The following is a 25,163-nucleotide window of genomic DNA, read 5'->3' as shown; positions in this document are numbered from 1 at the left end:
GACCGTTCACCAGTTACCGATAGTCGAATGGCCGTCTCCGAACGAGCGGCGTTCGATACGAAAGGTCCCGACCCGTGACCGCCACGTCTCCCGATGTCGCCGCTCCGTCGCACACCTACCGCTCCCTGGGCGCGGCCTGGATCCCGCTCGCTGCCCTCTGCCTGGCCTTCTTCGTCGAAATGGTCGACAACACGCTGCTGTCGATCGCGCTGCCCACGATCGCCCGTGACCTCGGGAGCAGCACCACTGCGCTGCAGTGGGTCACCGGCGCGTACTCGCTGACGTTCGGTGGTCTGCTGCTCACCGCGGGCTCGATCGCCGACCGGCTCGGGCGCCGCCGGGTCCTGCTCGTCGGGCTCGCCGTGTTCGGCCTGCTGAGCCTCGGCGTCGCCTTCGTGTCGGAGAGCTGGCAGCTCATCGCCCTGCGGGCGGGCCTCGGCATCGCCGCCGCGGCCATGGCGCCCATCACCAACTCGCTGGTCTTCCGGCTGTTCGACGACCAGACGCTGCGCATGCGGGCGATGACCGTGATGATCGTCGTCGGCATGTCCGGGTTCGTGCTCGGCCCGCTGCTGGGCGGCACCGTGCTGGCCCACTTCGACTGGCAGTGGCTGCTGCTCGTCAACGCACCCATAGCGCTGATCGCTGTCATCGGCGTCCGGCTCGGCGTCCCCGCCGACCGCCGCGAGGACCTGACCGACGACGTCCTCGACATCCCCGGCGCCGTGCTCAGCGTCGCCGCCATCGGTCTTGCCTGCTACTCGCTGACCAGCGGTATCGAGAACGGCTGGGCCTCCGGGATCACGCTCGCGTCGATCGTCGGCGCGGTGGTCGCGGGGATCGCGTTCGTGTGGCACGAGCGCCGCAGCGCAGCCCCGATGCTCGACCTGACCCTGTTCTCCAACGGCACCGTCCGCGGCGCGGCCATCGCCCAGATCGGGACGTCGATCGCGATGGCCACCGTGATGTTCGGGCTGATCCTCCACTTCCAGTACGCGTACGGGTGGAGTCCGATGCGTGCCGGTCTGGCGAACCTGCCGATCATCGTGACGATGCTCGCCGCGACACCGCTGTCCGAGTGGCTCGCGAAGCAGTTCGGTCACCGCATCGCCTGCCTGATCGGCGCCGGCTTCCTGGCCGGCTCGCTGGCCGGGCTCTCCTGGGGCGTCGATCACGGGTACGCCGTCATCGCGGCGTGCATGGTGGCGATGACGATCGGTCTGCGCACCGTCATGACGATCTGCGCCATCGCGCTGGTCGACGCGATGCCGGCCAACCGCACGTCGATGGGCACCGCACTCAACGACACCGCGCAGGAGGTCGGCACCAGCGTCGGAACCGCCGTGATCGGCACGTTCATCGCGCTGCTGGTGACCACTCAGCTCCCGGTGGGCGCCTGGAGCGAGAGCCTCGTGGCGTCGTTCTTCCACGGCGAGCGGATCACCTACGCGGTGGTGGCGGTGATCGTCGGGCTGATCGCGGCGGGTGGTGCGCTCACGCTCACCAACTCTCACTCGACCGAGGAACACGCCTGACGTGGCTCCAGCGTGGCGAGGAAGTCGTCGAACGCGCGGTTGGTGCGCTCGGCGTCGCCCGTGGCGTCGAGGTCCATGAGCAGCTCGCGGTCGATGCTGCGCAGGCCGTCGGCGAGCGGTTCGAGCCAGTCGGTCGTCGCGAGACGCGGGAAGCCGGGCCACAACTGCTGCACCGGGTTCTCCCGCCACTGACCGAACATCCGCAGGAAGGGTCGGCCTTCCGGGCCGGCCATCGACGCCCAGGCAGCGCGCAGCGTGGCGGTGTAGGGCTCGCCGGGCCGGGACTGCGATGTCGACGTCCAAGCGCAGGCACCAGCGCACCTGGCTCGACAGAACGTCCAGGTGACGGGCCAGCCGGTCGGGGCGGCCGCCTGGCAGGACGTGCCCACGACTTACCTGGTGTGCGCCCAGGACCGGGGCACACCGGCCGAGCGGCAGCGGGAGTTCGCCCGCAAGGCCGGCCGGGTCGTCGAGATCGAGGCGGGCCACCACCCGTTCCTGTCACAGCCGGTCGTCGTGCGCGACCTGCTGCTGAGCCTCTGAACGAGAGCTACACCACGGCCGGCGTCACCTCGGATAAAAGCGGATTAGGGTGGATCGGCAGCGTCGCCCACCTCTCGAGAGGCGATGCCGCGGTGTCGTCGGCTGAGGACCTCCGCTACAGAGGAATCGCAACCGTATGACCGTCACGTCGCCCGTCGCCACGACCCCGGCCGCAGCGAGCCCCACCCGAGTCGTCCCAGGCCTGTTGGCTCTGGCCGTCGGCGGATTCACGATCGGCACCACCGAATTCGTCACGATGGGTGTGCTTCCGCAGATCGCCGAAGGCCTGCACCGCACCGAGCCGCAGGCCGCGCACGGCATCACCGCCTATGCGCTGGGCGTGGTCGTCGGTGTGCCGATCCTGGCCATCCTCGGGGCGCGCCTGCCCCGGCGTGGGCTGCTCCTGGCCCTGATGGGCACGTACGCGGCGTTCAACCTGGTCACGGCCATCGCGCCGAACTACGCCCTGTTCGTCGGCGCGCGTTTCCTCGACGGACTGCCGCACGGCGCGTACTTCGGCATCGCCAGCCTGGCGGCGGCCGGGATGGTCGCCCCGGCCCGGCGAGGCCGCGCGATCGCGTCGGTGATGCTGGGGTTGTCGGTCGCGAACCTCGTCGGTGTGCCGGCGGCGACCTGGATGGGCCAGCACCTGGGCTGGCGCACCACGTACCTGGCGTGCGCCGTCCTGGCGGGGCTCGCGGTCGCGCTGATCTTCGCGTTCGTGCCGGCGTCGCCGGTCACCGCTCAGAGCAGCGGCCGGGCGGAGGCCCGGATGTTCTTCACCCGCGGCCAGGTGTGGCTGACGATCGCGGCCGGCTCGATCGGCTTCGGCGGTGTGTTCGCGATCTACTCGTACATCGCGACGACAGTGACCGACGTCGCCGGGCTCTCGGAATCCGTCGTCCCGCTGTTCCTGCTCGCGTTCGGCCTCGGCTTGACGGTGGGCACGTGGGCCGGTGGTGAGCTGGCGTCCTGGTCGGTCTACAAGTCGCTGCTGCTCGGCGCGATCGGCACCACGCTCGCCATGTTGACGTTCTGGTTCGCCGCACCGCACGGCTGGTGGGCGCTGCCAGTGGTGTTCGTCTTCGCCGGGCTCGGATCGGTGCTGGTCACGAACCTGCAGCTGCGTCTCATGGACGTCGCGGGTGACGCCGTCACGCTCGGCGCGGCGATGAACCACGCGTCGCTCAACGTCGGCAACGCACTCGGTGCATGGGCCGGCGGCGTCGTCATCGCCGCCGGCTACGGCTACCGCGCCCCGGCCCTGCTCGCCACGGCCCTGGCGATCATCGGCGTGATCATCATCGCCATCTCCGGAGCCCTCTCCCGGTCCCGCTGATCATCAACTCCAGCGGAGTTCGTCAGGGCTCCAGACGCCGACGCGCGACCCCTTCTCGAGCGCTGGGTCGATGAACGCGGCGATCAGATGCGCTGCTGTCGCGGCCGTATAGGTCTGTGCGGAAGGTACCCCTTTGGCTGTCGCCGGGTAGGTGCGGCGCCAACCGGTGGGGATGTCGAAACTGTCGAACGGATCCATACCGCAGGACGCCCGCTTGGCGGAGATCGCGGCTCGTAGCTCCGCTAGATTGACGACCTGCGAGTGCGCGAGGACGACGAGATCCACCAGGTCCTTGACCCGGCTGCTGCGCTCTCCGCCGGGGTAGTTCGTGCTCATGGTGGCGCACACTTTGTCGGCGATTTGGTCAGCGACAGGAAACAGCCGATACGGGTGTGTGACGAGAGGGCGGCGAAGATACAGGCGATTGGCCGGCTCGACGACCTCCGGGGTCCCGACCGGAGCAGGACCGATGACGACGTCGACGGTCACAGTGTCGATCTGCGTGTGATGGTCGGCGTCCAGGCAGGCATAAACGAAGCGTCGCGTCTCGACTCCGGGCTGATTGTCGCCGTGTCCGGTTGGCATCGAGCGGATGAGCCGGAACGTGAGGTGGTCGCCCAGATCAACGCCGACCAGTGCTGAAAGCGCGCGATCGGCTTCATCGAGATCGGCGACGTGTCGGACGGCGAGGTCGACGTCCCTGGTGGTGCGGGAACGGGGGACTCGGGCAAGCATGCTCAACCCGCCCTTGAGCAGCCACTCGGAAGCCTCGCCGTCGGCGAAGACGCGGGAGAGGAACCGGTCGTAGCGAGCTTGGCGAATCTGCGCATCGACGGTGGCGGCGCTGATGCCCCCGCCCTCCTGTTGCGTCCTCTTCTTAGCGGCGTCTTTGATCGCCAGCGCCAGCGAGCGCCAATCGCCGTAACCCGATTCCTCAGTCACGATCGCCCTCGGTCGACAGGTTGACGGCAAGTCGGTCGAGTTCGTTGGTGAGAAGCCGGGCATCCTTGCGTCGCGCCGCTAGCACAGTGAGATGAAATCGAAGGCGCTCGGGCCGGGTGACCTTGCCCTGGCTCACGGCATCACGCAGTGCGTGGGCGACCAGTGACATGTCCATGCCTGTCTCCACCAGATCGGCGATGGTGCGCTCGACGGTCAGCGCCGGTAGGCCGTTGACCGGAATGACATCCTCGGCGGCCAATTGCCTGATCCGTAGTCGAACGTCTGGAAGCCGAGTGCCTTTGCGTGCCGGAACGATGAAGTCGAGCCTGTCGAGGAAAAAATCCCCGATCTCGTGCACCACGGCAGCCGTGACCCCACCGGCAACGAGTGAAGACCCTCCCGACCGGGTGGCAGTCGCGCCGCCGAGCGCGAGCCAGGTGGCGTAGACGGCTTCCTGTGACTGCGGTGGAACCCCTGCCATCCGGTAGACACCGCGAGCGACCCGTTCGATCGCGCCAGCGGCGGCCATACGCACGAGTTGCTTACGTGCGAGCCCGGCGGCCTCGGCCTGGGCTGTCGTGACCAGGCCCCATCGCTGCTCGGCGATAGCGCCGAGTCGTGCGTAAGCTGAGTCTGCCACGACAACGATCGTAGCTCTTCTTGGGAACAAACGTTGTCGTCATTAGCGGGTCAGGAGGGCGGTGATCGCGGGGCGCCAGTGTTCGAGGGCGGGGACCTCGGCGTCGACGTCCTTCGCCAGGTCGTCCCAGCGGCGGAGCTCCACGGCGACCTCGTGCTGCGGCAGGCGCTCGAACTTCGTCACTTCGTCCGACGTCATCGGGCCGCCCTGCAACTCCAGGCTGTGGACCGACGCGGGGGAGAGGCTGCCGAAGTAGGCCGGATCGGTCGCCACCAGGTAGCGCTTGGCCGCGACGTGCAGGGCGACGGGACCGCCGGCCTCCGCGCCGAACCACCGCGTCACGAGCCGGGCGCCGATGATCTCGTGGCGCTGGTCGTGCTCGGCGGACTCGCCGTCCTCGCCCAGCGCCAGGTGCCCGATGTCGTGCAGCAGCGCCGCGACCTGCGCGTGCGGGCCGTAGCCGGCCGACTCGGCCAGCGCAGCGCACTGCAGCGCGTGCTCCAATTGCGTGACCGCCTCGTCGTAGTTCGACTGACCGGCGGTCTCGAGGAACGCGAAGAGTTGATCGCAGAACTCGTCGGCGGTCAGCCGGTCCGCGTCGAGCTGAAGAATGTCCTGCATGCCGGAAACTGTCCCCGCTCGCGGCGTCGTTCCAGGAACTACGTGTCGAACGGTGGCCGAACAACGGCGCAGAGGAGGTGCCGGTCGCCGCGTGTTCGGGGTAATGACAGACCCTCCCTCATCCCGGGGCGCGACCTACGGTGGAGACATGCCCCCGATCGACCAGCGCGCCGAGATCCGCGAGTTCCTGTCCTCGCGGCGGGCGCGCATCACGCCGGAACAGGCCGGGCTTCCCGCCTACGGGGGCCACCGGCGCGTGAAGGGACTGCGTCGGGAAGAGGTAGCACTGCTGGCCGGCGTTTCCATCGACTACTACGTGCGGATGGAGCGCGGCAACCTCTCCGGCGCCTCCGAAAGCGTCCTCGACGCTGTCGCCCGGGCGCTCCGCCTGGACGAAGCGGAGCGGGAACACCTGTTCGCGCTGGCCAAGGGCGCCCGCCCGAGCGCTCGACGTCGCAGTAGCATTCGCCCCGCCGTCCAGCAGGTGCTCGACGCGATCTCCGACGCACCCGCCTGGGTGCGCAACGGCCGCCACGAGATCCTGGCCATGAACCGTCTCGGCCGCGCGCTCTACGCCCCGGTCCTGGAAGACCCACGTCGACCGGCCAACACCACCCGGTTCGTCTACCTCGACCCGGCCGCCCGGGAGTTCTTCGTCGACTGGGACCGGGTCGCCAACGACGCCGCCGCGATGCTCCGGCTGGAAGCCGGCCGCAATCCGCACGACCGGGCACTGATCGAACTGATCGGAGAACTCTCCACCCAGAGCGAGGTCTTCCGCCAGCGCTGGGCCTCGCACGACGTGCAGTACCACCGCAGCGGCCAGAAACGGCTGCGTCACCCGATCGTCGGCCAGCTCGATTTGGACTTCGAGTCGATGCAGCTGCCGTCCGAGCCCGACCTCACGCTCAACATCTACACGGCGGCCGCGGGCACCCCGACTGCCGACGGGCTGAAAATGCTCGCAAGCTGGGCCGCCACCCTCGAAGGGCTCCACCATGCATGAGCTCACGCTCAACAACGGCGTCACGATCCCCGCGCTGGGGTTCGGCGTCTTCCAGACCCCGCCGGACGAGACCCGCGCCGCCGTCGACGCAGCTCTCGCGACCGGCTACCGGCACATCGACACCGCCGCCGCGTACGGCAACGAACGCCAGGTCGGCGAGGCCATCGCCGGCTCCGGCGTCGACCGCAGTGACGTCTTCGTCGAGACGAAGATCTGGATCAGCGACTACGGCTACGACGAGACCCTGCACGGCTTCGAGAAGGCCGCCCGCAAGCTCGGCGTCGACCAGATCGACCTGCTGATCCTGCACCAGGCACTTCCGTCGGACTTCGACAAGACCATCGGCGCCTACCGCGCCTTGGAGAAGCTCTTGGCCGACGCCGACGTGCGCGCCATCGGCGTCAGCAACTTCATGGTCGAGCACCTCACCGCCCTGCTCGACGCGGTGGACGTCGTACCGGCGGTCAACCAGATCGAGGTGCACCCGTACTTCGCCCAACGCGAGGTGCAGGCGTTCGGCGTCGAACACGGAATTGTGACGCAGGCGTGGGCGCCGATCGGCGGCATCACCTTCTACCGCGACAGCGGCCACACCAGCACGCTCGAGGACCCGTCGATCGGCGAGATCGCGACGGCGCACGGGAAGTCACCGGCGCAGGTGATGCTGCGCTGGCACCTGCAGCAGGGCAGGCAGGTGATCCCCAAATCCGTGCGGCCGGAGCGAATCGCCGAGAACTTCGACGTCTTCGACTTCGCGCTGACCGACGCCGAACTGGCGACGATCGACGGCCTGGAGACCGGCAAGCGCGGCGGCCCGGAACCGGCCGACGTCACCCTCGCGGCCTGGGGCCGCCCCGTCCCGGAGGACTGATCAATGCGTACCGCACAACTCGGCGAACTCGAGGTCTCCCGGATCGGTCTGGGCGCGATGGGCATGTCCCACGGCTTCACCGGCGCCGGCACCGACGACGCCGAATCGATCCGCACCATCCACCGCGCCCTCGAACTCGGCGTCACGTTCCTCGACACCGCCGAGATCTACGGCCCCTACGTCAACGAGGAACTCGTCGGTGAGGCCCTCAAGGGCCGTCGCGACGACGTCGTGCTCGCGACGAAGTTCGGCATGGTTTCCCACGACGGAGGCGGCCCGGGGAACCTGGACAGCAGCCCCGACAACATCCGCACCGCGGTCGAGGGCTCGCTGCGCCGGCTCGGCACCGACCGGATCGACCTCTACTACCAGCACCGGGTCGACCCGAAGACGCCGATCGAAGACACGATGGGCGCGCTGGCCGAGCTCGTGAAGCAGGGCAAGATCCGCTACATCGGGCTCTCCGAGGCCTGGATCGACACCGTCCGGCGCGCGCACGCCGTGCACCCGGTCACCGCGCTGCAGTCGGAGTACTCGCTCTGGACCCGCGACCAGGACGAGATGATCCCGGTCCTGCGTGAGCTGGGGATCGGGCTCGTGGCGTACTCGCCGCTCGGCAAAGGCTTCCTCACCGGGGCGCTCAGCACGCCGGCGGACATCGAGGCGCTCGACGACAGCGACTTCCGCAAGTCCAACCCGCGCTTCACCGGCGAGAACTTCGAACGGAACCTCCGGATCGCCGACGAGGTGAGGAAGGTCGCCGACCAGGTCGGAGCGACGCCGGCGCAGGTCGCGCTCGCCTGGGTGCTCTCCAAGGGGGACGACATCGTCCCGATCCCCGGCACCAAGCGTGTCAGCCGCGTCGAGGAGAACATCGCGGCGGACGGCGTCGAGCTGACCGCGGACCAGATCGCGGCGCTCGACGCGCTGCCGGTCGCCGAAGGCGGCCATCACACCGAGGCGCAGATGGCGTGGATCGAGCGGTAGGCCAGGCACAATAGGACCGTGGGAGGACAGGAATTCGGGGTAGCGGTGCGCCAACTGCGTGAAAGCACGGCGCCTGCGACCGTCGGACTGCCGGTAGGCGACCGGCGGGTCCGTGGCCTGCGGCGGGAGGAGCTCGCCGACCTCGCGGGAATGTCCGCGGACTACGTGCGGCGGCTGGAGCAGGGACGCAGCCACCCGTCGGCCGGTGTGGTGAACGCGATCGCCCGGGCGTTACGGATCGGCCGGGCGGAGTACGAGCGGCTCTGCGCGCTGGCGGGGTACGCGGCCGCGGACGGACAGGTGCCGAACGAGGTCGGTCCGGGCGCGACGCGGCTGCTGGAGCGGTTCCCGGACACCCCTATGTTCGTCTCCGACGCGGCGATGAACGTCGTCGCCGTCAACAGCGCATTCATGGCTCTGAAGCACTGGAACCTCACCGGTCACCCGTGGGACTGGAACGTCGCCTGGCGCACGTTCTGCAATCCGTTCGAGCACTTCCGGCAGTCCGACGTCGACGCGTCCGACCACGAAGCGATCCTCGTCGCCCAACTGCGGAGCACGCTCCTGCGGTACCCGGCCGACGCGTCCCTCGCCGCGCTCGTCGACGAGCTGCGGACCCGGAGCCCGCTGTTCGACTCGTTGTGGCGCACCCCGCGGCCGGTGGCCGCCTACGAGAGCAGCGCCGCGTTCGTCCATCCGGACGGTCAGGCGGTCACGCTCGTCGGCAGCCTGCTCGCGGTTCCGGGCGACGATCTGGCGGCGCTGATGCTCACCGCCGCGCCGGGTTCCGCCGACGCGGCGCGGCTCGCCGAGGTCGTCGGCGCCGCCGCAGGGCCGGCCGTCGTCCGGGTGGGCCAACTCGGCCCAGGCTGATCGCGTCGAATCCTGCGACCTTGAGTGGGCACCGGAAACCACTCACGGAAGCAGGCCCAGTAATGAAGGCAGTGCGTTTTTCCGAGTACGGCGGTCCCGAGGTCCTGCGCTACGAGGACGTGGAGGAGCCCACTCCCGGCGCCGGCCAGGTCCGGATCCGCGTCGCGGCGACGTCGTTCAACGGCGTCGACGGCAACATCCGCGGTGGCTTCATGCAGGGTCCGATCCCGGTCGAGCTCCCGCACACCCCCGGCATCGACGTCGCGGGCACCGTCGACGCGCTCGGTGAGGGCGTGGACGCCGTCGCGGTCGGTGACCAGGTCGTCGGCTTCCTGCCGATGGCGGGCACCGGCGCGGCCGCGGAGTACGTGATCGCGCCGGCGGACATCCTGACGGCGGCGCCGAAGACCGTCCCGCTGGCCGATTCGGCCGCGTTGCCGCTGGTGGGACTCACCGCCTGGCAGGCACTCTTCGAGCACGGCAACCTGACGTCCGGGCAGCGGGTGCTGATCAACGGCGCCGGGGGAGCGGTCGGCGGCTACGCCGTGCAGCTGGCGAAGGCGGCCGGCGCGTATGTGATCGCAGTGGCCTCACCGCGCAGCAGCGCCCGGGTCGAGGAAGCCGACGAGATCGTCGACCACACCACCACCGACGTGACCACGGCGGTGACCGAGCCGGTCGACCTCGCGCTCAACCTCGCGCCGGTCGCCCCCGAGCAGCTGGCCGCGCTGGTCACACTGATCCGCGACGGCGGCACCCTCGTCAACACCACGGTCTGGATGCCCGCTCCCTCTGACGAGGCGCGCGGTGTCCGCGGCATCGACCTGTTCGTCCGCAGCGACGCCGACCAGCTCGCCGACCTGGTCGCGCGCGTCAACACCGGTGAGCTGCACATCGAGGTCACCCAGCGGGTGCCGCTGGCCGACCTGCCCGCCCTGCACGCTCAGGCCGGCGCGGGCGAGCTGTCGGGCAAGGCCGTCGTCCTCGCCTGACCTGAATTCTGCGGTGCCGCCGTCGAGGAGCAGTGCCAGTTGTTCGCCGAGCTGCTCGACGTCTTCCTCGTCGGCGACGATGCGCAGGCCAAGGCGGGTGTGGAGGCGTTCGTCGAAAGCCTCGGGCTGCGTCTGCGGGCTGTCCAGGGGCACTGGGAATTCGCTCTCGGCGTCGGCGAATTTCCGGGCTGATCCGCTCGACTTTTTCGAACGCCTGTACGTATCATGCGTCCATGGCTTCAGGCTTGCGCACTCCCGCCGAATACGGCTTCGGTCTCACCATCGATGAGGCGACCTACCGGATCCGCATGTTCGGCCGGGGCGAGGACGATCTCCGAGCGAAGATCGAGCTCGACTTCGGGCGTCAGCTCCCGAAGTACCACAGGTGCCAGGACGAGGAGCGCCCCGCGGTGCGCATCGAGTGGGACCAGGTCAAGGAGTGGTCGATCTCGAAGCCGGAGCTGCTGCGGCGCAAGGCGCCGATCCAGCCGATGGCCGACGACTAGTCGGTGACCTCGTCCGCATCGAGCTCTTCCACGCGTACCGCCTCGCGTCCGTCGAAGAGTACGAGCACGCCCTCCGGATTCGGAGCGCCCTCGGCGAACCGCAGCACCCACTGCTGGCCGGCGTAGAACGTGATCTCCGGCGAGGCCAGGTCTTCGGCCCCCGCGCCCGCCAGTTGCCGCGCTGCGGCCACATAGCGATCGACGTCGAAAAGAACGTCCCCGAGCAGGAAAAGGTCGATCTCGGAGAGGTCCTGCCCCTGCTCCAGCAGGATGCTGAACCACTCCTCGGTGAGGAAGCGCCACAGCACGATGCCCTCGGGGCCGTCTTCCGGCTCCAGGAGGAATCGCAACGCCTCCACCCCCGCCGCGTCGATGCCCTCGCGGGCTTCGGCGCGGCGCGGGTCCGCGTCGAAGGCGTCGATCGCCTCCCGGGACGGGAAGCTGAGCAGGTGCGCCTCCGCGCCGCCGTCCGCCGACTTCTCCCGTCGCTCGACCAGGGCGCCGTGGCTGGGTAGCAAACCCAGCACCGCGTCCTCGTACCGCGTCAGGTTCTGCGCTTGCTCAGCAGGGACGCGAATGAAAGCCACCATCGTCAGGCCGGTCATGCTCCGAGCCTAGCGTGTAGAGTGATCTCTCTAGAGAAATCACTCTAATCGAGGTGGGTCGATGAGGAGTTCGCGCGACGCGTGCCTCCCGTTACTGGCGGAAGTGTTCCGGGAGCACGGCTACGACGGCGCGTCGTTGAGCGTCATGTCGGCAGCCACCGGGCTCACGAACGGGAGCCTTTACCACTTCTTCCCGGGCGGGAAGGACGAGATGCTGGGAGCCGTGCTCGAGAGCATCGGCACCTGGTTCGAGAGCTCCGTGTTCGTCCCCCTGCGGAGTGTTCCGGCCGGCGACCGGGCGGCAGCCGAGCAGGCGCTGCAGGAGATGGCCCGGTCGGTGAGCGACTACTTTCGATCCGGGAAGCGTGTCTGCCTGGGCGGCGTGATCTCGCTCAGCTTCCACAACGACCGGTTCGCGACCGCGGTGTCGCAGTACTTCACTTCCTGGATCGACGCACTCGCGCACACCCTCACGGCGTACGGGTCCGCGGATCCCACCGGGCAGGCCCGGATGATCGTCGCGACCGTTCAGGGCGCCATCGTTCTCGCCCGCGCGTTCGACGACCCGGAGGTTTTCGACTCCGCGCTCGCCCTCGCCATCCCCGGAGCGGTGAAATGACTCTCGAGTGGCACTCGGGCGAGGAAGCGATGCACCGTCTGCTCCACGTCCCGTACGAGGAGAACCCCACGGTCCCCGGCCTGCCGATGGCCTACGGACACTGGATGGCGCAGAGCCCGCTTCTCGCGCTCGGAACCGTGGACGAGAACGACCACGTCTGGACGACGGTCCTCGGCGGCTCGGCCGGGGTGACGAGGCCCATCGCGGCCGGGGCGCTGGGGCTGAGCACCCCTGCGCATCTCCGGCCCACGACGGGCCGGGTGGGGTTCGACCCGGTACTGGAGGCGCTGTTCTCCGACGACGCCGAGATCGTCGATTACGCCGGACGCGGAAAGTTGGTCGCGGGCCTAGCGATGGATCTGGAGCAGCGGACGCGGGTCAAGATCGCCGGTCGGATGCTCCGCGGGGTGGTCCGGGGGAAGGAGAGCGGTTCGCGGGTGGACGTCCAGATGGCCGTCGCCATCGACGAAACGCTCGGCAACTGCCCCAAGTACCTGAACCGGAAGATCGTGCGTCCCCACGAGGCTTCCCCCGAGCTGATCAGCGACCGGCTCCCGCTGGATCCCGACGCCGTGGACCTGATCGGGAGAGCTGACATCTTCTTCATCTCGAGCCGGCACGGCGCCGAGAGCATGGACACGAACAACCGCGGCGGGAACCCGGGGTTCGTGCGGGTGCTCAGCAACTCCGACGACGAGGGCGTGACGCTGGTCTACCCGGAGTACTCCGGGAACCGCCTCTTCCAGACGCTGGGCAATCTGAAGACCGATCCCACCGTGGGGGTGACGTTTCCCGACTTCGAGACCGGCGACGTCCTGTACGCCACCGGACGGGCCGAGATTCTCGTCGGCGCCGATGCCGCGGCGTTACTGCCGCACAGCGCGGTCGCCGTTCGGATCGACGTCGACGCAGCCCGCTTCGTCCGGGACGGCCTGCCGTTCCGTGGTCGACCGCTCGACCCGTCGCCCTACAACCCGCCGGTCCGCAAACTGGCCCGCGAACTCGACGGTTCGGACCCGGCCGTGAGCCCGACGGGCATCGGGACCGCGACCCTCGTCGGCAAACAATCGATCACGCCGACGGTGTCGCGCTACACGTTCCTCCTCGGGTCGGACTTCCCGCAGCCCGAGCCCTGGCAGGCGGGGCAGCACGTCACGCTGGACTTCTCCGCCCACCTCGACCGTGGCTGGTCGCACATGCGTGACCACGATCCCCGGTCACTCAACGACGATTACGTCCGGTCGTTCACGATCTCGAGCCCGCCTCCTCGCTCCGGCGGGTTGGGCGGAGCGGAGTTCGACGTCACGGCCCGCACGAACGGACCGGTCACCAAGCTGCTCGCGCGGTGGCGGCCCGGTACCACCCTGACCGCTGCGGTTCTCGGGTTCGGGGGTGTCGGATTCGTCGATTCCGCGGACGACGTCGTCGTCGTAGCTGCGGGCGTGGGGATCACGCCGCTGCTGGCGCAGGCGCCGGAGGTCCTGGAATCCGGGCGTGAGCTCAGGGTTCTCTGGAGTCTGCGGGCGGACGACATTCCGCTCGCCGTCGACGTCCTGGAGCGGATCGACGGGCTGGCGGCGAAGACCGACCTGTTCGTCACCGGCCCTGGTCTCGAGCGCGATGCTCTGGCCCGGCTCGGTGCCCGGGTGCACACCCGACGGGTCGAGAAGGCCGATGTGCTGGGCGCGGGCGAGAAGGGGCAGCGACGGTTCTACGTCTGCACCGGACGCGCCTTTCGGGAGTCGGTCCTGGACTGGGTCGGTGGCGAAGACGTGCATTCGGAGGCCTTCGAATACTGAGCCGGGGTCAGTCGTAGTTCAGGCCGCCGGAGCGGGCCCGCTTGAGCTCGAAGAAGTGCGGGTTGCGAGCGAGAGTCAGGGCCGCGTCGAACATCTCGGCCGCCTCGTCGCCGCGAGGGATCGCGTTCAGTACCGGGCCGAAGAACCCGACGCCGTCGATGTGGATGGACGGGGTGCCGAGGTCCTCACCGACCGGGTCCAGGGCCCTGCGGTGGCTGGCCCGTAGGGCCTCGTCGTAGTCGGTGCTGTCCGCGGTCGCCGCGAGCGTCGCGGGCAGGCCGACCTCGGCCAGTGCCTGATCGATGACCTCGGCGTAGTCCTTGTTGCCGCCGTTGTGGATCCGGGTTCCGAGCGCCGTGTACAGGTCGCGAAGCACACCGTCGCGGTGCGCCGCGGCCGCCGCGATACAGACCCGCACCGGCCCCCAGGCCCGGTCACAAAAGGTGCGGTACCAGTCCTCGATTTCGCGGTGCTCGTTGAGGACGGACGGGCTCATCACCTGGAAGCTCAGGTCGATCTCACGCTTCTGTTCCACCTCGAGCATCCACCGGGAGGCGATCCAGGCGAACGGGCAGGCGGGGTCGAAGAAGAAGTCCACCTTGGGGACGGCGAGCATGGTGCTACTCCTGGGTCGGGGAAGCTCACGATCGCCACTGGCCGAATCTGGATCCCGCCCGTAACCGCCGGATCGACTCGGTGCGCTCGCGGTGCCGGCCCTGCTGCCCGGCGCCGCGGACAAGGCGTTCGCCGCGTGGCTGCCAGGCGCACCGCTGACCCCGGTGAACGGCCCGCTGTCGGTGGACACCCGGGGCGTCGCCCACACCGCCGAGGGCTCCTCCGAGTACCGGATCGGCCAACTCGGCGAGTGACCCCGGGCTCAGAGGTGGTCGCGGTAGAAGGCGGCCAGCCGCTCGACGGCCGGGTCGACGTAGCGGGGCTCGTCGTACATCTCGTAGTGGCCCGCGCCGTCGACGACCATGAGGTCGACGGGGTTGGGGGCGATCTCCCAGAGTCGCATCCCGGTCTCGTACTGACGGGTGACACCCTTGCGGCCGGCGATGATCACCTGGAGCGGCTGGGTCAGCAGCTCCTCGACGAGGTGGAAGGCGTCGTAGCCGATGAGCAGGGAGTCGCTTCGCCGGAGGCGGCGGTTGGTGGAGTGTTCGTCGTGGCCACGCGGGGTGCGGTAGTACGTCATCGCCTGCATCGTGTCGATGTCGGTGATCCCCGCGGCCTCGGCTTCGTCCACGGTGTCGGGCAGCCAGTTGACGCGTTCGAGCGTTCCGTCGGCGACGTCCTTCGTGCGCGCCGCGGCCAGTTCGTCGAGTGCGGCGGCCGGGCCGTCGGGCGCGAAGGCGGGGGAGCGCCAGGCGCTTCCCATGTTGGTGCCGACCACGGTGGCGAGGGCCTTGATCCGGTGGTCGGTGCGGGTGGTGTGGACGGCGTAACCGCCGCCTGCGCAGATGCCGAGCGCTCCGATGCGCCCGGCGTCGATCCCAGGGATCGTGGTCAGCGCGTCGATGGCGTAGGAGAGGTCCTCGCCGCGTCGGTAGGGATCCTCCAGATCGCGCGGTTCGCCGCTGCTCTGCCCCTGGTAGGCGGGGTCGAAGGTCAGTGCGGCGAACCCGTGCCGGGCCAGCCGCGAGGCGTAGTTGGCGCCGATCTGTTCCTTGACGCTGCTGCCGGGCGTCGAGAGCACCACCGCAGGGAGGTCGGAGGAGTCGTCGTCAGGCAGGTGCAGGTCGGCGGCCAACTCGAGCGTGTCGCGAGGGATGGTGAGGTGCCGGATCACGGGTCGCTCCTGTTCTCGCTAAAGTAGTTCGGCTCGGGGAAAGTCCCTTCAGCCAACTAGTTCGGTTTGGAACTAGTTCAGAACCGTATCACTTTGGTGGAGGTGTCGATGAGCGACGAGGACTCCGCCCAGTTGTGGAAGCTCAACCAGCGTCTGCTGACGCGGGTGATGAACGCGGCCGAGCCGCAACTGGCGGTGCTGGGCATCGAAACCAAGGAGTTCTACGTCCTCGACGAGGTCGACACGTGCCGCTACCCGGTCGCGATCGCCGAGAAGCTGATGTTGCCGAAGGCCAGCATCACCACCTACCTGCGCAACCTCGTCGCCGCCGGGCTGGTGCAGCGCGAGATCGACGAGGGTGACCTGCGCCGTCACCGGCTCGCGACGACACCGCAGGGGCGGGAGGTGTTGGAGCGCGCACTGGCTGCCCTGGCAAGCGAGTTCGCTGCGATGATGTCGCGTCTCGAGGAGCGGGAGCGGGAGGAGTTCCGGCGGCTTCTGCTCAAGCTGCTGGAGTCCGATTGACACGGTTTTCGTACTGGATACCCTGGCGCCGTGGCCTGGAGCACCCGTGAGCTAGCGGAACTCGCCGACACCACGGTGAACACCATCCGCCACTACCATCGGCTCGGTCTGCTGGCGGAGCCGGAGCGCCGGTACAACGGCTACAAGCAGTACGGCGTCGAGCACCTGGTCTGTCTGCTGCGCATCCGGCGGCTCGTGGAGCTGGGGGTGCCGCTCGCGCAGATCGGCGAGGTCCGTACCAACGGAGCGATCTCCTCGGACGTACTGCGTCAGGTCGACGCCGAGCTCGCCGTGGAGGCCGAGCGCCTGCAGCGAGCCCGCGCGGACATCGCCACCATCCTGCGCGCCGGTGTCCCGGCCGATACGCCGGCCGGCTTCGAGTCCGTCGCGCCGCGCCTGTCCGAAGCGGACACCTCACTCCTCCACGTCCACGCGCAGTTGTACGACGCGGACGCGATGAAGGACCTGCAGAGGATGGCGGAGGACGAGGACGATCCCACCAACGGGGAGTTCGACGCCCTCTCGGCCGACGCGGACGAGGCGACCCGCCAGCGTCTCGCCGAGCAGATCGCGCCGGTCCTCGTCAAGCACCTCGCCGAGTACCCCTGGCTGAGCGACGCGACGGGTCGCACGTCCCACGGCGAGCGCGTCACCCGGGAGACGTTCCTCGACGCCGTGGCCAACCTGTACAACCCCGCCCAGCTCGACGTGATGGGCCGGGCGAGCGTCCTCGCCCGCGAGCTGCGTCAGTCGGGGTCTTGACCCTGTTCCGGCAACACACTGTTGGCTTTCCGCGTCGCTCGCTCGTCGACGAAGGGGATGCGTCATGACCTGGCCGCGCCTGCGGGTCTCGGAGTGGACCCCCACTCGCGAAACCCTGCACATGTGGACGCAGATCGTCGGCAAGATCCGGATGGCCCACGCTCCGCTGGTCAACCACTGGTGGCAGGTGACCCTCTACGTCAGCCCGCGCGGCCTGACGACGTCGACGATCCCGCACCGCACGGGAGCCTTCGAGATCGAGTTCGACTTCGTCGGCCACCAACTGGAGATCCGCAGCAGCAACGGTGGCACGCAGAGTCTCCCGCTCCGGCCGATGCCGGTCGCCGAGTTCTACACCCGCGTCCTGCACATGCTCGACCAGCTCGGGATCGAGGCGCCGATCCGGCCGCATCCCAACGAGGTCGATCCGGCGGTCCCGTTCGCCGAGGACTACGAGCACGCCTCCTACGACGGTGAGGCCGTCGCCCTGTTCTGGAGGCAACTGCTGCAGGCGAACCGCGTGATGGGCGAGTTCCGGTCGCATTTCGTCGGCAAGGTCAGTCCGGTGCACTTTTTCTGGGGTGCGATGGACCTGGCCTGTACCCGCTTCTCCGGGCGGTCGGCGCCGCCGCACCCCGGCGGAGCGCCCAACTGCGGGGACTGGGTCATGGTCGAGGGTTACTCCCGGGAGCTGTCCAGCTGCGGGTTCTGGCCCGGCGGTGGTGAAGAGGGCGCGTTCTACTCGTACGCCTACCCCGCGCCCGAAGGGTTCGCCGATCAGCCGGTCGGCCCTGACGGGGCCTACTACAGCACCGAATTCCAGCAGTTCCTGCTGCCGTACGAGGCCGCGCGTGCCGCCGCCGACCCGGACCGCGCGGTCGCCGAGTTCCTCCGCACCACCTACGAAGCGGCCGCGGACCTCGGACGGTGGGACCGTCCTGCGCTGGAGGACGACCCGTTCCGGTGGCAACAACCGGCGGCTACCGCTCGCTGACGCAACACGTCGAGCTTCTCCGCGTCGGGCGTGCCCGGAGCGGCCCAGTTGAGCACGATGTGCAGGTCGGCGCGTTCGATGGCGAGGATGTCGCAGTCGAGCGTGATCGGTCCGAGTTCCGGGTGCACGACCGTCTTCCGCGAACCGCCGAGCGGCAGGGTCTCGTAGCGCGTCCAGAGCTCGGCGAAGCGCGGGTTGGTTTCGCGTAGGCCGCCGATCAGCTCGGTGACGGCGCGGTCGTCCGGATATCTTTCGGCCGCGCGGCGCAGATCGGACACCATCATGCGCTCGAACGCGTCGGTGTGCGCTGCGTCGCGCTCGATCTCCGACGCACCGGCGGGGACTTCCCCGGCGAAGTGTCCCCAGACCATGTTCGGAGCGAGACCCTCTCCGAACAGCTCTCCCCACAGCGGATTCCACTGCACGACGTCCCACGCGGCGGTGAAGACGGCCACGGGGGTGTCACTCATTCGATCGATCATGCGCTGTACGCCGGGCGGAACCTCGCGCGGCACCGATCCCGACGGCGGGACCATCAGACCCGCCAGCCGGTACAGGGCTTCCCGATCGACGTCGTTCAGGCGCAGCACCCTCGCCAGCGCCTGGAGGACCTGTGTCGACGGGTTGGTCGCGCGTCCCTGTTCGAGCTGGACCAGGTAGTCGAACGAGACGCCGGCCATCAGCGCGAGCTCTTCGCGTCGAAGACCGGGCACCCGGCGGTCGCCGCCGCGCGGCAGGCCGACGCTCTCCGGTCCGACACTCTCGCGCCACGCACGGAGGGCAGTACCCAACTCGGTCACTTCTCCAGTGTGCGCCGGGGCGGCAGAAGTTGGGTGGTACCCGCAGTCATAGCGAGAACGACGCCTGGTACCCCGCCCGATGACGGGAGAGGTTTCGGTCATGACACAGACGATCGGAATCATCGGCTCCGGCCTGGTCGGCGGCTCGGTCGCGCGCCTGGCCGTCGACGCGGGCTACCGCGTCGTGATCAGCAATTCGCGGGGCCCGGAGACGATCACGCGGCTCGTCGACGAACTGGGTCCGCTCGCGAGCGCGGGCACCGTCGACGAGGCGATCGCCGCGGGCGACGTCATCGCGCTCTCGCTTCCCCTCCCGAGCTACGCGGCCCTGCCGGCCGACCAATTCGCCGGGAAGGTGATCATCGACCAGACGAACTACTACCCGGAGTTCTGGCGCAACGCCGAACTCGACAGTGAGGCGCTCACCTCGAGCGAACTCGTGCAGCGGCATCTCGCGAGCTCCCTCGTCGTCAAGGCGCTGCACAACCTCGACTGGAACCACATGTACTCCAACGCCCGCCCGGAGGGCGACCCGGAGAGGACGACCATGCCGATCGCCGGCGACGACGACGAGGCGAAGAAGGTCGTCACCCGGTTCCTGGAGGCGGTCGGCTACGACGTGATCGACGCCGGCCCACTCGCGGAGAGCTGGCGCATCGAACCCAACACCCCGATCTACTTCTGGCCCTACGCCCCCACCGTTCCGGACGGGCTCACCGAGGACGAGGAGAAGAAGCACTACCTCGAGGCGCCCGTCCCGCCCGTCTCCCGCGACGCCGCCCGAAAGCTGATCGACAGCGCCGAGCGTCCGTCACCGGTCGGGGGAACGCTCGCCGCCATGCCTCCGGCCCACGTCGCGATCTTCCTGGCGCTCGCGAGCGCCGACACCGTCCAGCGGTAGAGGGACAGGGCCCCGCTCACCGGTGTGAGCGGGGCTCGACCCACGGAGCCTCAGCCGGCGCGGCGGTAGCGGATGTGCGTCGCCAGTGGCGAGTGGAGCACCTCGACCGGCTCGAACCCGAACGACTCGACGCCGTCGAACATGCTCTCGCCGGAGCCGAGCACGACCGGCGCGATATCGAGGGCGAGCTCGTCGATCACACCGGCGATCAGCGCCTGCCGGACGGTGGAGGCCCCACCGGCGATGTCGACGCCTTTGTCGCCGGCCGCCTCCTGGGCTGCGGCGTAGGCCGCGTCGAAGCCGTCGGTGACGAAGTGGAAGGTCGTTCCGCCTTCCATTTCGATCGGGTCGTGGGCGTGGTGGGTCAGCACGAACACCGGTGCGTGGTACGGCGGTTCGGCGCCCCACCAGCCGGTCCAGTCCTCGTCCCAGTCGCCGCGGATCGGGCCGTACATGTTGCGGCCCATCACGTACGCGCCGCGCGGGCGCATCAGCCACTCGGCCGCGATCTTGTCGGCGTCGTTGGCGCGCGGGTCGCCGATGTGCCAGCTGTGCAGCTCCAGGCCCCGTTTGCCGAGGGGGTTCTCGCGGCTCTGGTCCGGGCCGGCGACGAAGCCGTCCAGCGAGAGCGACATGTGGCAGGTGGTGTCCGACATCGTTCGACCTCCAGAAGTAGTACGACGAACTCTTCCCGGCGGTGGGTCGGAGCGGTTGGCGCCCCCTCGACGTCTCAGATTGTGACGTGAGCCACAGCTGTCCGCTCAGCGGACGGTCGCTGTCGACCGGCACGGACCCGCCCGATGATCGGGCCATGATCGATCAGAAAGTCGCGTTGGTTACCGGAGCGAACCGTGGACTGGGGGAGGGCATGGCCCGCCACCTCACGCGGGCCGGCGTCGCTGTTCTCGGCACCTACCGCCAGGGCGCGGACGAGGCCGAAAAAGTGACCACCGACCTCGGCGACCGCATCGCGTTCCTGTCGTTGGACGTCGCGCGGCCCGAGACGTTCGGCGACTTCGTCGCCTCCGCGGAAGAGACGGTCCGCGACCGTTTCGGCGCGCACCGGCTCGACTACCTGGTCAACAACGCCGGTATCGGGACGTTCGTGCCGTTCGTCGAGACCACGCCGGCGCAGTTCGACGAGCTCGTCGCCGTCAACCTGCGGGGACCGTTCTTCCTGACGCAGAGCGTGCTGCCGCTGCTGGCCCACGGCGCGCGGATCCTCAACGTGACCACCGCGCTGACCCGCGGCGTGGTGCCGGGAATGGCTGCCTACGCCGCGACCAAGAGCGCGGTGGAAGCACTCACCCGGTATCAGGCCGTCGAGCTCGCCGACCGGGGAATCCGGGTCAACACGCTGATGGGCGGCGCGGTGGAGACCGACTTCGGTGGCGGGATCATGCACGCACCGCAGGTCCAGGAACTGGCTGCGCACACGATCGCGCAGGGTCGTATCGCGACGGTCGACGACATCACCGCGGCCGTGCCCGTCGTGCTCTCCGACGCCTTCCACTGGGCCACCGGGAGCATCATCGACCTGTCCGGCGGCCAGAGCCTGTAACCGGAACCGCGGGGGAGATCGCGCGAACGCCGGTCAGCACCACGTCGACGATCTGCTCGGCCACGTCGCGGGTGAAAGGGCGGCGTCGCCGGTTGACGTAGGCGTAGACCGGCCCGGACAGCAATTCGACGAGGAAGTAGCTGTCGACGGAGGGGATCTCCCCGCTTTCGACGGCGCGGTCGAACCGCCGACGGGCGGTGGCGAGCCGCTGATCGTGGGCAGCCCGGACCGCCTCGTCGAGATCGGCGTTCCCGGACGCCGCGACGGTGGCTTGCGCCAATGCCCGGCCAATAGGGCTCGACAGGCCCTCGGCGTAGGCCACCAGGAAGTCGATCAGGTCCCGGCGTAGGTCGCCGGAGTCGTTGAGCGGAACCGAGTCCTCGGCATAGTCGAGCAGCGCGTCGCTGACGAGCTTCGTCCGGTCCGGCCAGTTGCGGTAGACGCTGTTCTTGTTGACCCCGGCGAGGTCGGCGACCTCCTCGTACCGCAGGCCGGCGACCCCGTTCCGGGCAACGAGTTCGGTCGTCGCCGCGAGGATCTGCGCTCGCACCCGGGCGTTGCGACCCCCGGGTCGCGCCGCTGCTCGTGTGCTGTCGTCGGCCACGCCTCATCCTCACATCCCCCTCGAGGAGGACGCGAGCTACTCTTGTAGAGACGAACAGTCTCTTTAAGGAGTGGCATGAACATTCTCGTTTCCGGCGCGGGCGTCGCCGGCCTCTCGCTCGGACGCGATCTCGGGATGCGCGGTCACTCCGTCACGATCGTCGAGCGGGCCGATCAACTCCGGGGCAACGGTTCGCCCATCGACGTCCGCGGCGACGCGATCGACGTCGCCCAGAAGATGGGTCTCTTGTCCGCGATCCGCGACGCGCGCATCCGGATGACCGAGCAGGTGCACTTCGTCGACGAGAACGGTACGGCGGTCGGCCGGTTACCGGACGACATCGGGGACTCGCCCGACGACATCGAGATCGCCCGCGAGGACCTGGCCCGGATCCTGGCCGACGCGCTGCCGGTGACCGTGGCCCTGCGCCTCGGTGAGTCGATCGAATCCGTCGCCGAGCGCGACGACCGGGTGGACGTCGGATTCGCCTCCGGTGGTTCGGAAGGCTTCGATCTCGTCCTCGGTGCCGACGGCATGCACTCGGCCGTGCGGCGGCTCGTCTTCGGTCCGGAGCAGAACTGGATCCGGCACCTCGGTCTCTACGTCGCCATCGCGGATATGCCCGGGGAGGCCGATGCAGAGGCCGAGCGGATCAACCCCATGTACAACTCGCCTGGGCTCCTGGCCGGAATCGCCCGGTTCAAGGACAGGGCGATAGGCCTGTTGATGTTCCTGTCGGACCCCGTCGACTACGACTACCGCGACGTCGAAGCGCAGAAGAACCTGCTGTTCGATCACTTCGAAGGCTGCGGCTGGAAGATTCCCGCGATTCTGGACGCGGTGCGCGCCGATCCCCATCTCTACTTCGATTCGGTCAGCCAGATTCACCTGCCCACCTGGCACCGCGGCCGGTTCGCGCTCGTGGGCGACGCTGCCCACTGTGCGTCCCCGCTCGCGGGTCGGGGCACGTCCCTGGCCCTGACCGGGGCCCAGTTCCTTGCCGAGGAGCTCGAGCGGTCGGGCGACGACTACGCAACGGCGTTCGCGCGGTACGAGGCCCGCCAACGTCCGTACGTGGAATTCGCCCAGGGGACGGTCGCAGGTGGTGGTGCGCTTCTCGTGCCGCCCACCCGGGAAGCGATCGCGTCCCGCAATCAGCTGCTCCAGCCGGTCGGCGCCGGCGGTTGACCTCGACGTGACCGGCGCTGTGGCCGAGGCCACCCTTGCGCTTTAGACAGAGCTGTCTAAATTGGCTTTAGACAGATCGGTCTAAAGAATGAGGTTGTCATGAGCGAGTTGTCCGGTAAGAACGCCCTCGTCACCGGTTCCACCACCGGCATCGGCAGGGCGACGGCCTTCGCCCTGGCTGCGCGAGGCGCGAGCGTGGTGGTGACCGGCCGCGACACCGAGCGCGGGACGGAGGTGGTCCAGAAGATCCAGGCCGACGGCGGCTCGGCCCGTTTCGTCGCCGCCGATCTCCTGGACGCCGAGGACATCGCCCGGCTGGTTTCGGAAGCCGGCGAGGTGGACGTGCTGGTGAACAACGCGGGGGTGGGCAGCTTCGGTCCCAGCGCCGGCATCAGCGTCGAGCAGTACGACGCGATGCTCGACGCCAACGTGCGTGCGGTGTACCTGCTGACCACCGCCCTGGCCCCGAAGATGGCCGAGCGCGGTGGCGGCAGCGTGATCAACGTCAGCAGTGGGGCCGCCCAGCTCGGCGGGGCCTACAACGCGGTGTACGGCGCCACCAAGGCGGCGGTGGGTTCACTGACCCGCGCCTGGGCTGCCGAGTACGGACCGGCCGGGGTACGCGTCAACGCGGTCGCGCCCGGTCCGGTTCTCACCAGCGTCCCGGCCGAGATGCTGCAGGGCTACATCCCGATCACCCCGCTGCGCCGCATCGCTCAGCCGGAGGACGTCAGCGAGGTGATCGCTTTTCTCGCCGGGCCCGCCGGCGCGTTCGTGAGCGGGGCCACCATTCCCGTGGACGGCGGCCTCACCGCGGCCGAAGCACTGCAGCCCTTCTGACCGTAGGCTGGATGCATGACATCGGTGGCCGGTCCGGGCAGGCGCTCCGCACGTGAGCGCCTGCTCGAAACGGCCGACCGGCTCTTCTACCGCGAGGGGATCCACGCGGTCGGCATCGACCGGATCCTCGAGGAGGCCGGCGTCGCCAAGGGCTCGCTGTACTACAACTTCGGCGGCAAGGACGAGTTGGTCCGCGAGTACCTGCTGCGTCAGCACGACCGATGGGTGGCCGCCATCGACGCGCGGACCGCCGAGGAGACCGACCCGCACGACCGGATCCTCGCCGTGTTCGAGGCGCTGGACCGGATCTTCGCCGAGCCCGGTTTCGCGGGATGCGCCTTCCACCACGCCGGGGTCCCCCAGCCCGGAAGCACCGAAGAGTTGGCCGAAAAGAAGTTCCGCGCTTGGCTGCACGAACTGTTCGCGGTCCCGGTGGGGCAGGGCGGTTACCGCAACCCGGAGAGGCTGGTCAACCAACTCGTCCAGCTCTACGACGGCGCCAACATCGCCGCATCGGCGACCGATCCCGACCCGGCCGCCGCCGAGGCCGCCCGGGCTACCGCCGAAGTGTTACTCGCTGCCGCGAAGCCCGCGTAGCTGCTCGTAGGCGAGGCGGTTGGCCCTGGTGAACACGTCGTGCTGTGCGGCGTTGTAGAGCGAGGCCACCGCATCCCGAAACGTCGCCTTCGCAGCGTTCTCGTGCTGGCCCAGGTGCCCGGATGGGCCGGTCAGCCAGGGATAGTCGATCAGGTCCTTGGCGATCATGGCCGCGATCCGTTCGGCCATGCTTTGCCGGGTGGCTTCGTCGGCGTCCGGGGGTAGCGCTTCGAACTCCGCGTTGACGGGGTCGGACCTGCTCTCCGCGATCCGCCGCAGGTCTTTCATGGCGTCCTCGCCGTAGAGGCGACTGTAGACGTGGAGGAGCGACGTGTCGTTCGCGGACAGGCGTCGCGCGATGGACCCGAAGCCCGCCGGGGCGTCGGCCGGTGCACCGTCACGGAGGACGGCGGCGATGTCGGCGCGAGCCTTGTTCAGGCGTTCGACCTCGGCCGCGAGCTCGGCGTCGACCCGGCGCAGCACCTCCGGAGGAACGTCGCTGTCGCGCAACCTCGCCGAGCTGATCTCTGACAGCGGTACCCCGAGTTCGACGAGCCGCCGAATGCGCAGCAGGCAGATGAGGTGCGGTATGCCGTACTGCTTGTACCCGTTGGTGTGGCGCTCCGGTTCGTCGAGCAGTTCGAGCCGGTGGTAGTGCCGGATGGTGTTCACGGTGGTGCCGGCGAGATCGGCGAGTTCCTTGGTGCTCCACGCCACGGCG

General features: G+C 69.1%; 31 protein-coding genes and 1 pseudogene. 21 read left to right on the top strand and 11 right to left on the bottom strand.

The genetic code is table 11. The features are described from left to right. Nucleotides 1–74: 74 nt before the first annotated feature. Nucleotides 75–1,535, top strand: a complete 1,461-nt coding sequence (locus ACGFY5_RS31790) for an MFS transporter (protein ID WP_392725621.1) — start codon at nt 75–77, stop codon at nt 1,533–1,535. Here the strand turns inward: ACGFY5_RS31790 and ACGFY5_RS31785 are convergent. Then, a complete protein-coding gene (locus tag ACGFY5_RS31785) occupies nt 1,511–1,768 on the bottom strand; it encodes a hypothetical protein (RefSeq protein ID WP_392725619.1) in 258 nt (85 codons plus the stop codon). The genes ACGFY5_RS31790 and ACGFY5_RS31785 overlap by 25 nt on opposite strands. A gap of 109 nt (nt 1,769–1,877) precedes the next feature. Between ACGFY5_RS31785 and ACGFY5_RS31780 the strand changes: the two genes are divergently transcribed. Both ACGFY5_RS31780 and ACGFY5_RS31775 read left to right on the top strand, forming a co-directional pair. Beyond that, nucleotides 1,878–2,078, top strand: a complete 201-nt coding sequence (locus tag ACGFY5_RS31780; protein ID WP_392725617.1) for an alpha/beta fold hydrolase — start codon at nt 1,878–1,880, stop codon at nt 2,076–2,078. Nucleotides 2,079–2,214: 136 nt separating this feature from the next. Continuing rightward, on the top strand, nt 2,215–3,417 hold the full coding sequence (locus tag ACGFY5_RS31775) for an MFS transporter (RefSeq protein WP_392725614.1): 1,203 nt from the start codon (nt 2,215–2,217) through the stop codon (nt 3,415–3,417). A 3-nt stretch (nt 3,418–3,420) separates the two neighbouring features. On the opposite strand, the gene ACGFY5_RS31770 is transcribed toward ACGFY5_RS31775, so the two are convergent. Genes ACGFY5_RS31770 through ACGFY5_RS31760 form a run of 3 tightly spaced genes read right to left on the bottom strand, consistent with a single transcriptional unit; the run spans nt 3,421 to nt 5,620 of the window. Continuing rightward, a complete protein-coding gene (locus tag ACGFY5_RS31770) occupies nt 3,421–4,359 on the bottom strand; it encodes a nucleotidyl transferase AbiEii/AbiGii toxin family protein (protein ID WP_392725612.1) in 939 nt (312 codons plus the stop codon). Continuing rightward, nucleotides 4,352–4,999 carry a type IV toxin-antitoxin system AbiEi family antitoxin domain-containing protein gene (locus tag ACGFY5_RS31765; protein ID WP_392725610.1) on the bottom strand — a complete coding sequence of 216 codons (648 nt, stop codon included), beginning with the start codon at nt 4,997–4,999 and terminating at the stop codon, nt 4,352–4,354. Before ACGFY5_RS31765 ends, ACGFY5_RS31770 begins: the two co-directional genes overlap by 8 nt. 42 nt (nt 5,000–5,041) lie before the next feature. Further along, entirely contained in the window at nt 5,042–5,620 is a 579-nt protein-coding gene (locus tag ACGFY5_RS31760; RefSeq protein WP_392725608.1) for a phosphonate degradation HD-domain oxygenase, read from the bottom strand. A gap of 148 nt (nt 5,621–5,768) precedes the next feature. Between ACGFY5_RS31760 and ACGFY5_RS31755 the strand changes: the two genes are divergently transcribed. From ACGFY5_RS31755 to ACGFY5_RS31725, 7 genes and pseudogenes are all read left to right on the top strand, one after another. Next, nucleotides 5,769–6,626 (top strand): helix-turn-helix transcriptional regulator, encoded by an 858-nt coding sequence (locus ACGFY5_RS31755; RefSeq protein ID WP_392725606.1) that lies wholly within the window; start codon nt 5,769–5,771, stop codon nt 6,624–6,626. Continuing rightward, nucleotides 6,619–7,497 (top strand): aldo/keto reductase, encoded by an 879-nt coding sequence (locus ACGFY5_RS31750; protein ID WP_392725603.1) that lies wholly within the window; start codon nt 6,619–6,621, stop codon nt 7,495–7,497. The genes ACGFY5_RS31755 and ACGFY5_RS31750 overlap by 8 nt, the downstream gene beginning before the upstream one ends. Before the next feature lie 3 nt (nt 7,498–7,500). Beyond that, nucleotides 7,501–8,484, top strand: a complete 984-nt coding sequence (locus ACGFY5_RS31745) for an aldo/keto reductase (protein ID WP_392725602.1) — start codon at nt 7,501–7,503, stop codon at nt 8,482–8,484. 18 nt (nt 8,485–8,502) lie between these two features. Continuing rightward, nucleotides 8,503–9,357 (top strand): helix-turn-helix domain-containing protein, encoded by an 855-nt coding sequence (locus tag ACGFY5_RS31740; protein ID WP_392725599.1) that lies wholly within the window; start codon nt 8,503–8,505, stop codon nt 9,355–9,357. 62 nt (nt 9,358–9,419) lie between these two features. After that, entirely contained in the window at nt 9,420–10,349 is a 930-nt protein-coding gene (locus tag ACGFY5_RS31735; protein WP_392725597.1) for an NADP-dependent oxidoreductase, read from the top strand. Nucleotides 10,350–10,397: 48 nt separating this feature from the next. Then, a pseudogene (locus ACGFY5_RS31730) lies at nt 10,398–10,541 on the top strand (NADP oxidoreductase); the annotation flags it as partial. Nucleotides 10,542–10,582: 41 nt separating this feature from the next. Beyond that, nucleotides 10,583–10,855, top strand: a complete 273-nt coding sequence (locus tag ACGFY5_RS31725; protein WP_392725596.1) for a hypothetical protein — start codon at nt 10,583–10,585, stop codon at nt 10,853–10,855. Here ACGFY5_RS31725 and ACGFY5_RS31720 read toward each other — a convergent pair. Next, nucleotides 10,852–11,460 (bottom strand): hypothetical protein, encoded by a 609-nt coding sequence (locus ACGFY5_RS31720; protein WP_392725594.1) that lies wholly within the window; start codon nt 11,458–11,460, stop codon nt 10,852–10,854. The two genes, ACGFY5_RS31725 and ACGFY5_RS31720, sit on opposite strands and share 4 nt — an antisense overlap. Before the next feature lie 61 nt (nt 11,461–11,521). On the opposite strand from ACGFY5_RS31720, the gene ACGFY5_RS31715 reads away from it, so the two are divergent. Together ACGFY5_RS31715 and ACGFY5_RS31710 are read left to right on the top strand one after the other, a co-directional pair. Beyond that, nucleotides 11,522–12,079 (top strand): TetR/AcrR family transcriptional regulator, encoded by a 558-nt coding sequence (locus ACGFY5_RS31715; RefSeq protein WP_392725593.1) that lies wholly within the window; start codon nt 11,522–11,524, stop codon nt 12,077–12,079. Then, a complete protein-coding gene (locus ACGFY5_RS31710; RefSeq protein WP_392725590.1) occupies nt 12,076–13,878 on the top strand; it encodes a pyridoxamine 5'-phosphate oxidase family protein in 1,803 nt (600 codons plus the stop codon). The genes ACGFY5_RS31715 and ACGFY5_RS31710 overlap by 4 nt, the downstream gene beginning before the upstream one ends. 7 nt (nt 13,879–13,885) lie before the next feature. Here the strand turns inward: ACGFY5_RS31710 and ACGFY5_RS31705 are convergent, their stop codons facing one another. Next, nucleotides 13,886–14,494 carry a DsbA family protein gene (locus ACGFY5_RS31705; protein WP_392725588.1) on the bottom strand — a complete coding sequence of 203 codons (609 nt, stop codon included), beginning with the start codon at nt 14,492–14,494 and terminating at the stop codon, nt 13,886–13,888. Between the two features lie 91 nt (nt 14,495–14,585). On the opposite strand from ACGFY5_RS31705, the gene ACGFY5_RS31700 reads away from it, so the two are divergent. Beyond that, nucleotides 14,586–14,747: a hypothetical protein gene (locus tag ACGFY5_RS31700; protein WP_392725587.1), complete on the top strand. Its 162-nt coding sequence runs from the start codon at nt 14,586–14,588 to the stop codon at nt 14,745–14,747. An 8-nt stretch (nt 14,748–14,755) separates the two neighbouring features. Here the strand turns inward: ACGFY5_RS31700 and ACGFY5_RS31695 are convergent, their stop codons facing one another. Beyond that, nucleotides 14,756–15,670: an alpha/beta hydrolase gene (locus ACGFY5_RS31695; RefSeq protein WP_392725584.1), complete on the bottom strand. Its 915-nt coding sequence runs from the start codon at nt 15,668–15,670 to the stop codon at nt 14,756–14,758. 108 nt (nt 15,671–15,778) lie between these two features. Here ACGFY5_RS31695 and ACGFY5_RS31690 point away from each other — a divergent pair, with 108 nt between their 5' ends. The 3 genes from ACGFY5_RS31690 (at nt 15,779) to ACGFY5_RS31680 (ending at nt 17,951) form a co-directional block, all read left to right on the top strand. After that, a complete protein-coding gene (locus ACGFY5_RS31690; protein ID WP_392725582.1) occupies nt 15,779–16,195 on the top strand; it encodes a MarR family winged helix-turn-helix transcriptional regulator in 417 nt (138 codons plus the stop codon). 30 nt (nt 16,196–16,225) lie between these two features. Further along, nucleotides 16,226–16,957 (top strand): MerR family transcriptional regulator, encoded by a 732-nt coding sequence (locus ACGFY5_RS31685; protein ID WP_392725579.1) that lies wholly within the window; start codon nt 16,226–16,228, stop codon nt 16,955–16,957. 64 nt (nt 16,958–17,021) lie between these two features. Then, nucleotides 17,022–17,951: a DUF5996 family protein gene (locus ACGFY5_RS31680; RefSeq protein ID WP_392725577.1), complete on the top strand. Its 930-nt coding sequence runs from the start codon at nt 17,022–17,024 to the stop codon at nt 17,949–17,951. On the opposite strand, the gene ACGFY5_RS31675 is transcribed toward ACGFY5_RS31680, so the two are convergent. Then, on the bottom strand, nt 17,858–18,751 hold the full coding sequence (locus tag ACGFY5_RS31675; RefSeq protein WP_392725574.1) for a helix-turn-helix domain-containing protein: 894 nt from the start codon (nt 18,749–18,751) through the stop codon (nt 17,858–17,860). The two genes, ACGFY5_RS31680 and ACGFY5_RS31675, sit on opposite strands and share 94 nt — an antisense overlap. 100 nt (nt 18,752–18,851) lie before the next feature. On the opposite strand from ACGFY5_RS31675, the gene ACGFY5_RS31670 reads away from it, so the two are divergent. Beyond that, nucleotides 18,852–19,652 (top strand): NADPH-dependent F420 reductase, encoded by an 801-nt coding sequence (locus ACGFY5_RS31670; protein ID WP_392725573.1) that lies wholly within the window; start codon nt 18,852–18,854, stop codon nt 19,650–19,652. Nucleotides 19,653–19,702: 50 nt separating this feature from the next. On the opposite strand, the gene ACGFY5_RS31665 is transcribed toward ACGFY5_RS31670, so the two are convergent. After that, on the bottom strand, nt 19,703–20,308 hold the full coding sequence (locus tag ACGFY5_RS31665) for a dihydrofolate reductase family protein (protein ID WP_392725571.1): 606 nt from the start codon (nt 20,306–20,308) through the stop codon (nt 19,703–19,705). A gap of 155 nt (nt 20,309–20,463) precedes the next feature. Here ACGFY5_RS31665 and ACGFY5_RS31660 point away from each other — a divergent pair, with 155 nt between their 5' ends. Next, a complete protein-coding gene (locus ACGFY5_RS31660) occupies nt 20,464–21,213 on the top strand; it encodes an SDR family NAD(P)-dependent oxidoreductase (RefSeq protein WP_392725569.1) in 750 nt (249 codons plus the stop codon). On the opposite strand, the gene ACGFY5_RS31655 is transcribed toward ACGFY5_RS31660, so the two are convergent. Further along, entirely contained in the window at nt 21,182–21,817 is a 636-nt protein-coding gene (locus tag ACGFY5_RS31655) for a TetR/AcrR family transcriptional regulator C-terminal ligand-binding domain-containing protein (protein ID WP_392725567.1), read from the bottom strand. The two genes, ACGFY5_RS31660 and ACGFY5_RS31655, sit on opposite strands and share 32 nt — an antisense overlap. Nucleotides 21,818–21,892: 75 nt before the next feature. On the opposite strand from ACGFY5_RS31655, the gene ACGFY5_RS31650 reads away from it, so the two are divergent. The 3 genes from ACGFY5_RS31650 (at nt 21,893) to ACGFY5_RS31640 (ending at nt 24,442) form a co-directional block, all read left to right on the top strand. Next, nucleotides 21,893–23,005 (top strand): FAD-dependent monooxygenase, encoded by a 1,113-nt coding sequence (locus ACGFY5_RS31650; RefSeq protein ID WP_392725565.1) that lies wholly within the window; start codon nt 21,893–21,895, stop codon nt 23,003–23,005. Between the two features lie 99 nt (nt 23,006–23,104). Beyond that, nucleotides 23,105–23,845, top strand: coding sequence for an SDR family NAD(P)-dependent oxidoreductase (locus tag ACGFY5_RS31645; RefSeq protein ID WP_392725562.1), 741 nt, complete (start codon nt 23,105–23,107; stop codon nt 23,843–23,845). 15 nt (nt 23,846–23,860) lie between these two features. Next, complete coding sequence (locus ACGFY5_RS31640; protein ID WP_392725559.1) at nt 23,861–24,442, top strand: TetR/AcrR family transcriptional regulator; 582 nt, start codon at nt 23,861–23,863, stop codon at nt 24,440–24,442. On the opposite strand, the gene ACGFY5_RS31635 is transcribed toward ACGFY5_RS31640, so the two are convergent. Continuing rightward, nucleotides 24,416–25,159, bottom strand: coding sequence for a MerR family transcriptional regulator (locus tag ACGFY5_RS31635; protein WP_392725557.1), 744 nt, complete (start codon nt 25,157–25,159; stop codon nt 24,416–24,418). The genes ACGFY5_RS31640 and ACGFY5_RS31635 overlap by 27 nt on opposite strands. Between the last annotated feature and the right edge of the window lie 4 nt (nt 25,160–25,163).

Source organism: Cryptosporangium sp. NPDC048952 (assembly GCF_043197895.1).
Lineage (GTDB): Bacteria > Actinomycetota > Actinomycetes > Mycobacteriales > Cryptosporangiaceae > Cryptosporangium.
This window is presented reverse-complemented; position numbering and strand designations above follow the sequence as displayed.

What these genes read in the sequence shown, in the direction of transcription:
- ACGFY5_RS31670 (WP_392725573.1), top strand. Translation starts at nt 18,852, where the DNA reads ATGACACAGACGATCGGAATCATCGGCTCCGGCCTGGTCGGCGGCTCG.
- ACGFY5_RS31640 (WP_392725559.1), top strand. Translation starts at nt 23,861, where the DNA reads ATGACATCGGTGGCCGGTCCGGGCAGGCGCTCCGCACGTGAGCGCCTG.
- ACGFY5_RS31720 (WP_392725594.1), bottom strand. Translation starts at nt 11,460, where the DNA reads ATGACCGGCCTGACGATGGTGGCTTTCATTCGCGTCCCTGCTGAGCAA.
- ACGFY5_RS31745 (WP_392725602.1), top strand. Translation starts at nt 7,501, where the DNA reads ATGCGTACCGCACAACTCGGCGAACTCGAGGTCTCCCGGATCGGTCTG.
- ACGFY5_RS31785 (WP_392725619.1), bottom strand. Translation starts at nt 1,768, where the DNA reads ATGGCCGGCCCGGAAGGCCGACCCTTCCTGCGGATGTTCGGTCAGTGG.
- ACGFY5_RS31715 (WP_392725593.1), top strand. Translation starts at nt 11,522, where the DNA reads ATGAGGAGTTCGCGCGACGCGTGCCTCCCGTTACTGGCGGAAGTGTTC.
- ACGFY5_RS31750 (WP_392725603.1), top strand. Translation starts at nt 6,619, where the DNA reads ATGCATGAGCTCACGCTCAACAACGGCGTCACGATCCCCGCGCTGGGG.
- ACGFY5_RS31690 (WP_392725582.1), top strand. Translation starts at nt 15,779, where the DNA reads ATGAGCGACGAGGACTCCGCCCAGTTGTGGAAGCTCAACCAGCGTCTG.
- ACGFY5_RS31650 (WP_392725565.1), top strand. Translation starts at nt 21,893, where the DNA reads ATGAACATTCTCGTTTCCGGCGCGGGCGTCGCCGGCCTCTCGCTCGGA.
- ACGFY5_RS31660 (WP_392725569.1), top strand. Translation starts at nt 20,464, where the DNA reads ATGATCGATCAGAAAGTCGCGTTGGTTACCGGAGCGAACCGTGGACTG.
- ACGFY5_RS31710 (WP_392725590.1), top strand. Translation starts at nt 12,076, where the DNA reads ATGACTCTCGAGTGGCACTCGGGCGAGGAAGCGATGCACCGTCTGCTC.
- ACGFY5_RS31735 (WP_392725597.1), top strand. Translation starts at nt 9,420, where the DNA reads ATGAAGGCAGTGCGTTTTTCCGAGTACGGCGGTCCCGAGGTCCTGCGC.
- ACGFY5_RS31755 (WP_392725606.1), top strand. Translation starts at nt 5,769, where the DNA reads ATGCCCCCGATCGACCAGCGCGCCGAGATCCGCGAGTTCCTGTCCTCG.
- ACGFY5_RS31680 (WP_392725577.1), top strand. Translation starts at nt 17,022, where the DNA reads ATGACCTGGCCGCGCCTGCGGGTCTCGGAGTGGACCCCCACTCGCGAA.
- ACGFY5_RS31775 (WP_392725614.1), top strand. Translation starts at nt 2,215, where the DNA reads ATGACCGTCACGTCGCCCGTCGCCACGACCCCGGCCGCAGCGAGCCCC.
- ACGFY5_RS31705 (WP_392725588.1), bottom strand. Translation starts at nt 14,494, where the DNA reads ATGCTCGCCGTCCCCAAGGTGGACTTCTTCTTCGACCCCGCCTGCCCG.
- ACGFY5_RS31645 (WP_392725562.1), top strand. Translation starts at nt 23,105, where the DNA reads ATGAGCGAGTTGTCCGGTAAGAACGCCCTCGTCACCGGTTCCACCACC.
- ACGFY5_RS31725 (WP_392725596.1), top strand. Translation starts at nt 10,583, where the DNA reads ATGGCTTCAGGCTTGCGCACTCCCGCCGAATACGGCTTCGGTCTCACC.
- ACGFY5_RS31665 (WP_392725571.1), bottom strand. Translation starts at nt 20,308, where the DNA reads ATGTCGGACACCACCTGCCACATGTCGCTCTCGCTGGACGGCTTCGTC.
- ACGFY5_RS31760 (WP_392725608.1), bottom strand. Translation starts at nt 5,620, where the DNA reads ATGCAGGACATTCTTCAGCTCGACGCGGACCGGCTGACCGCCGACGAG.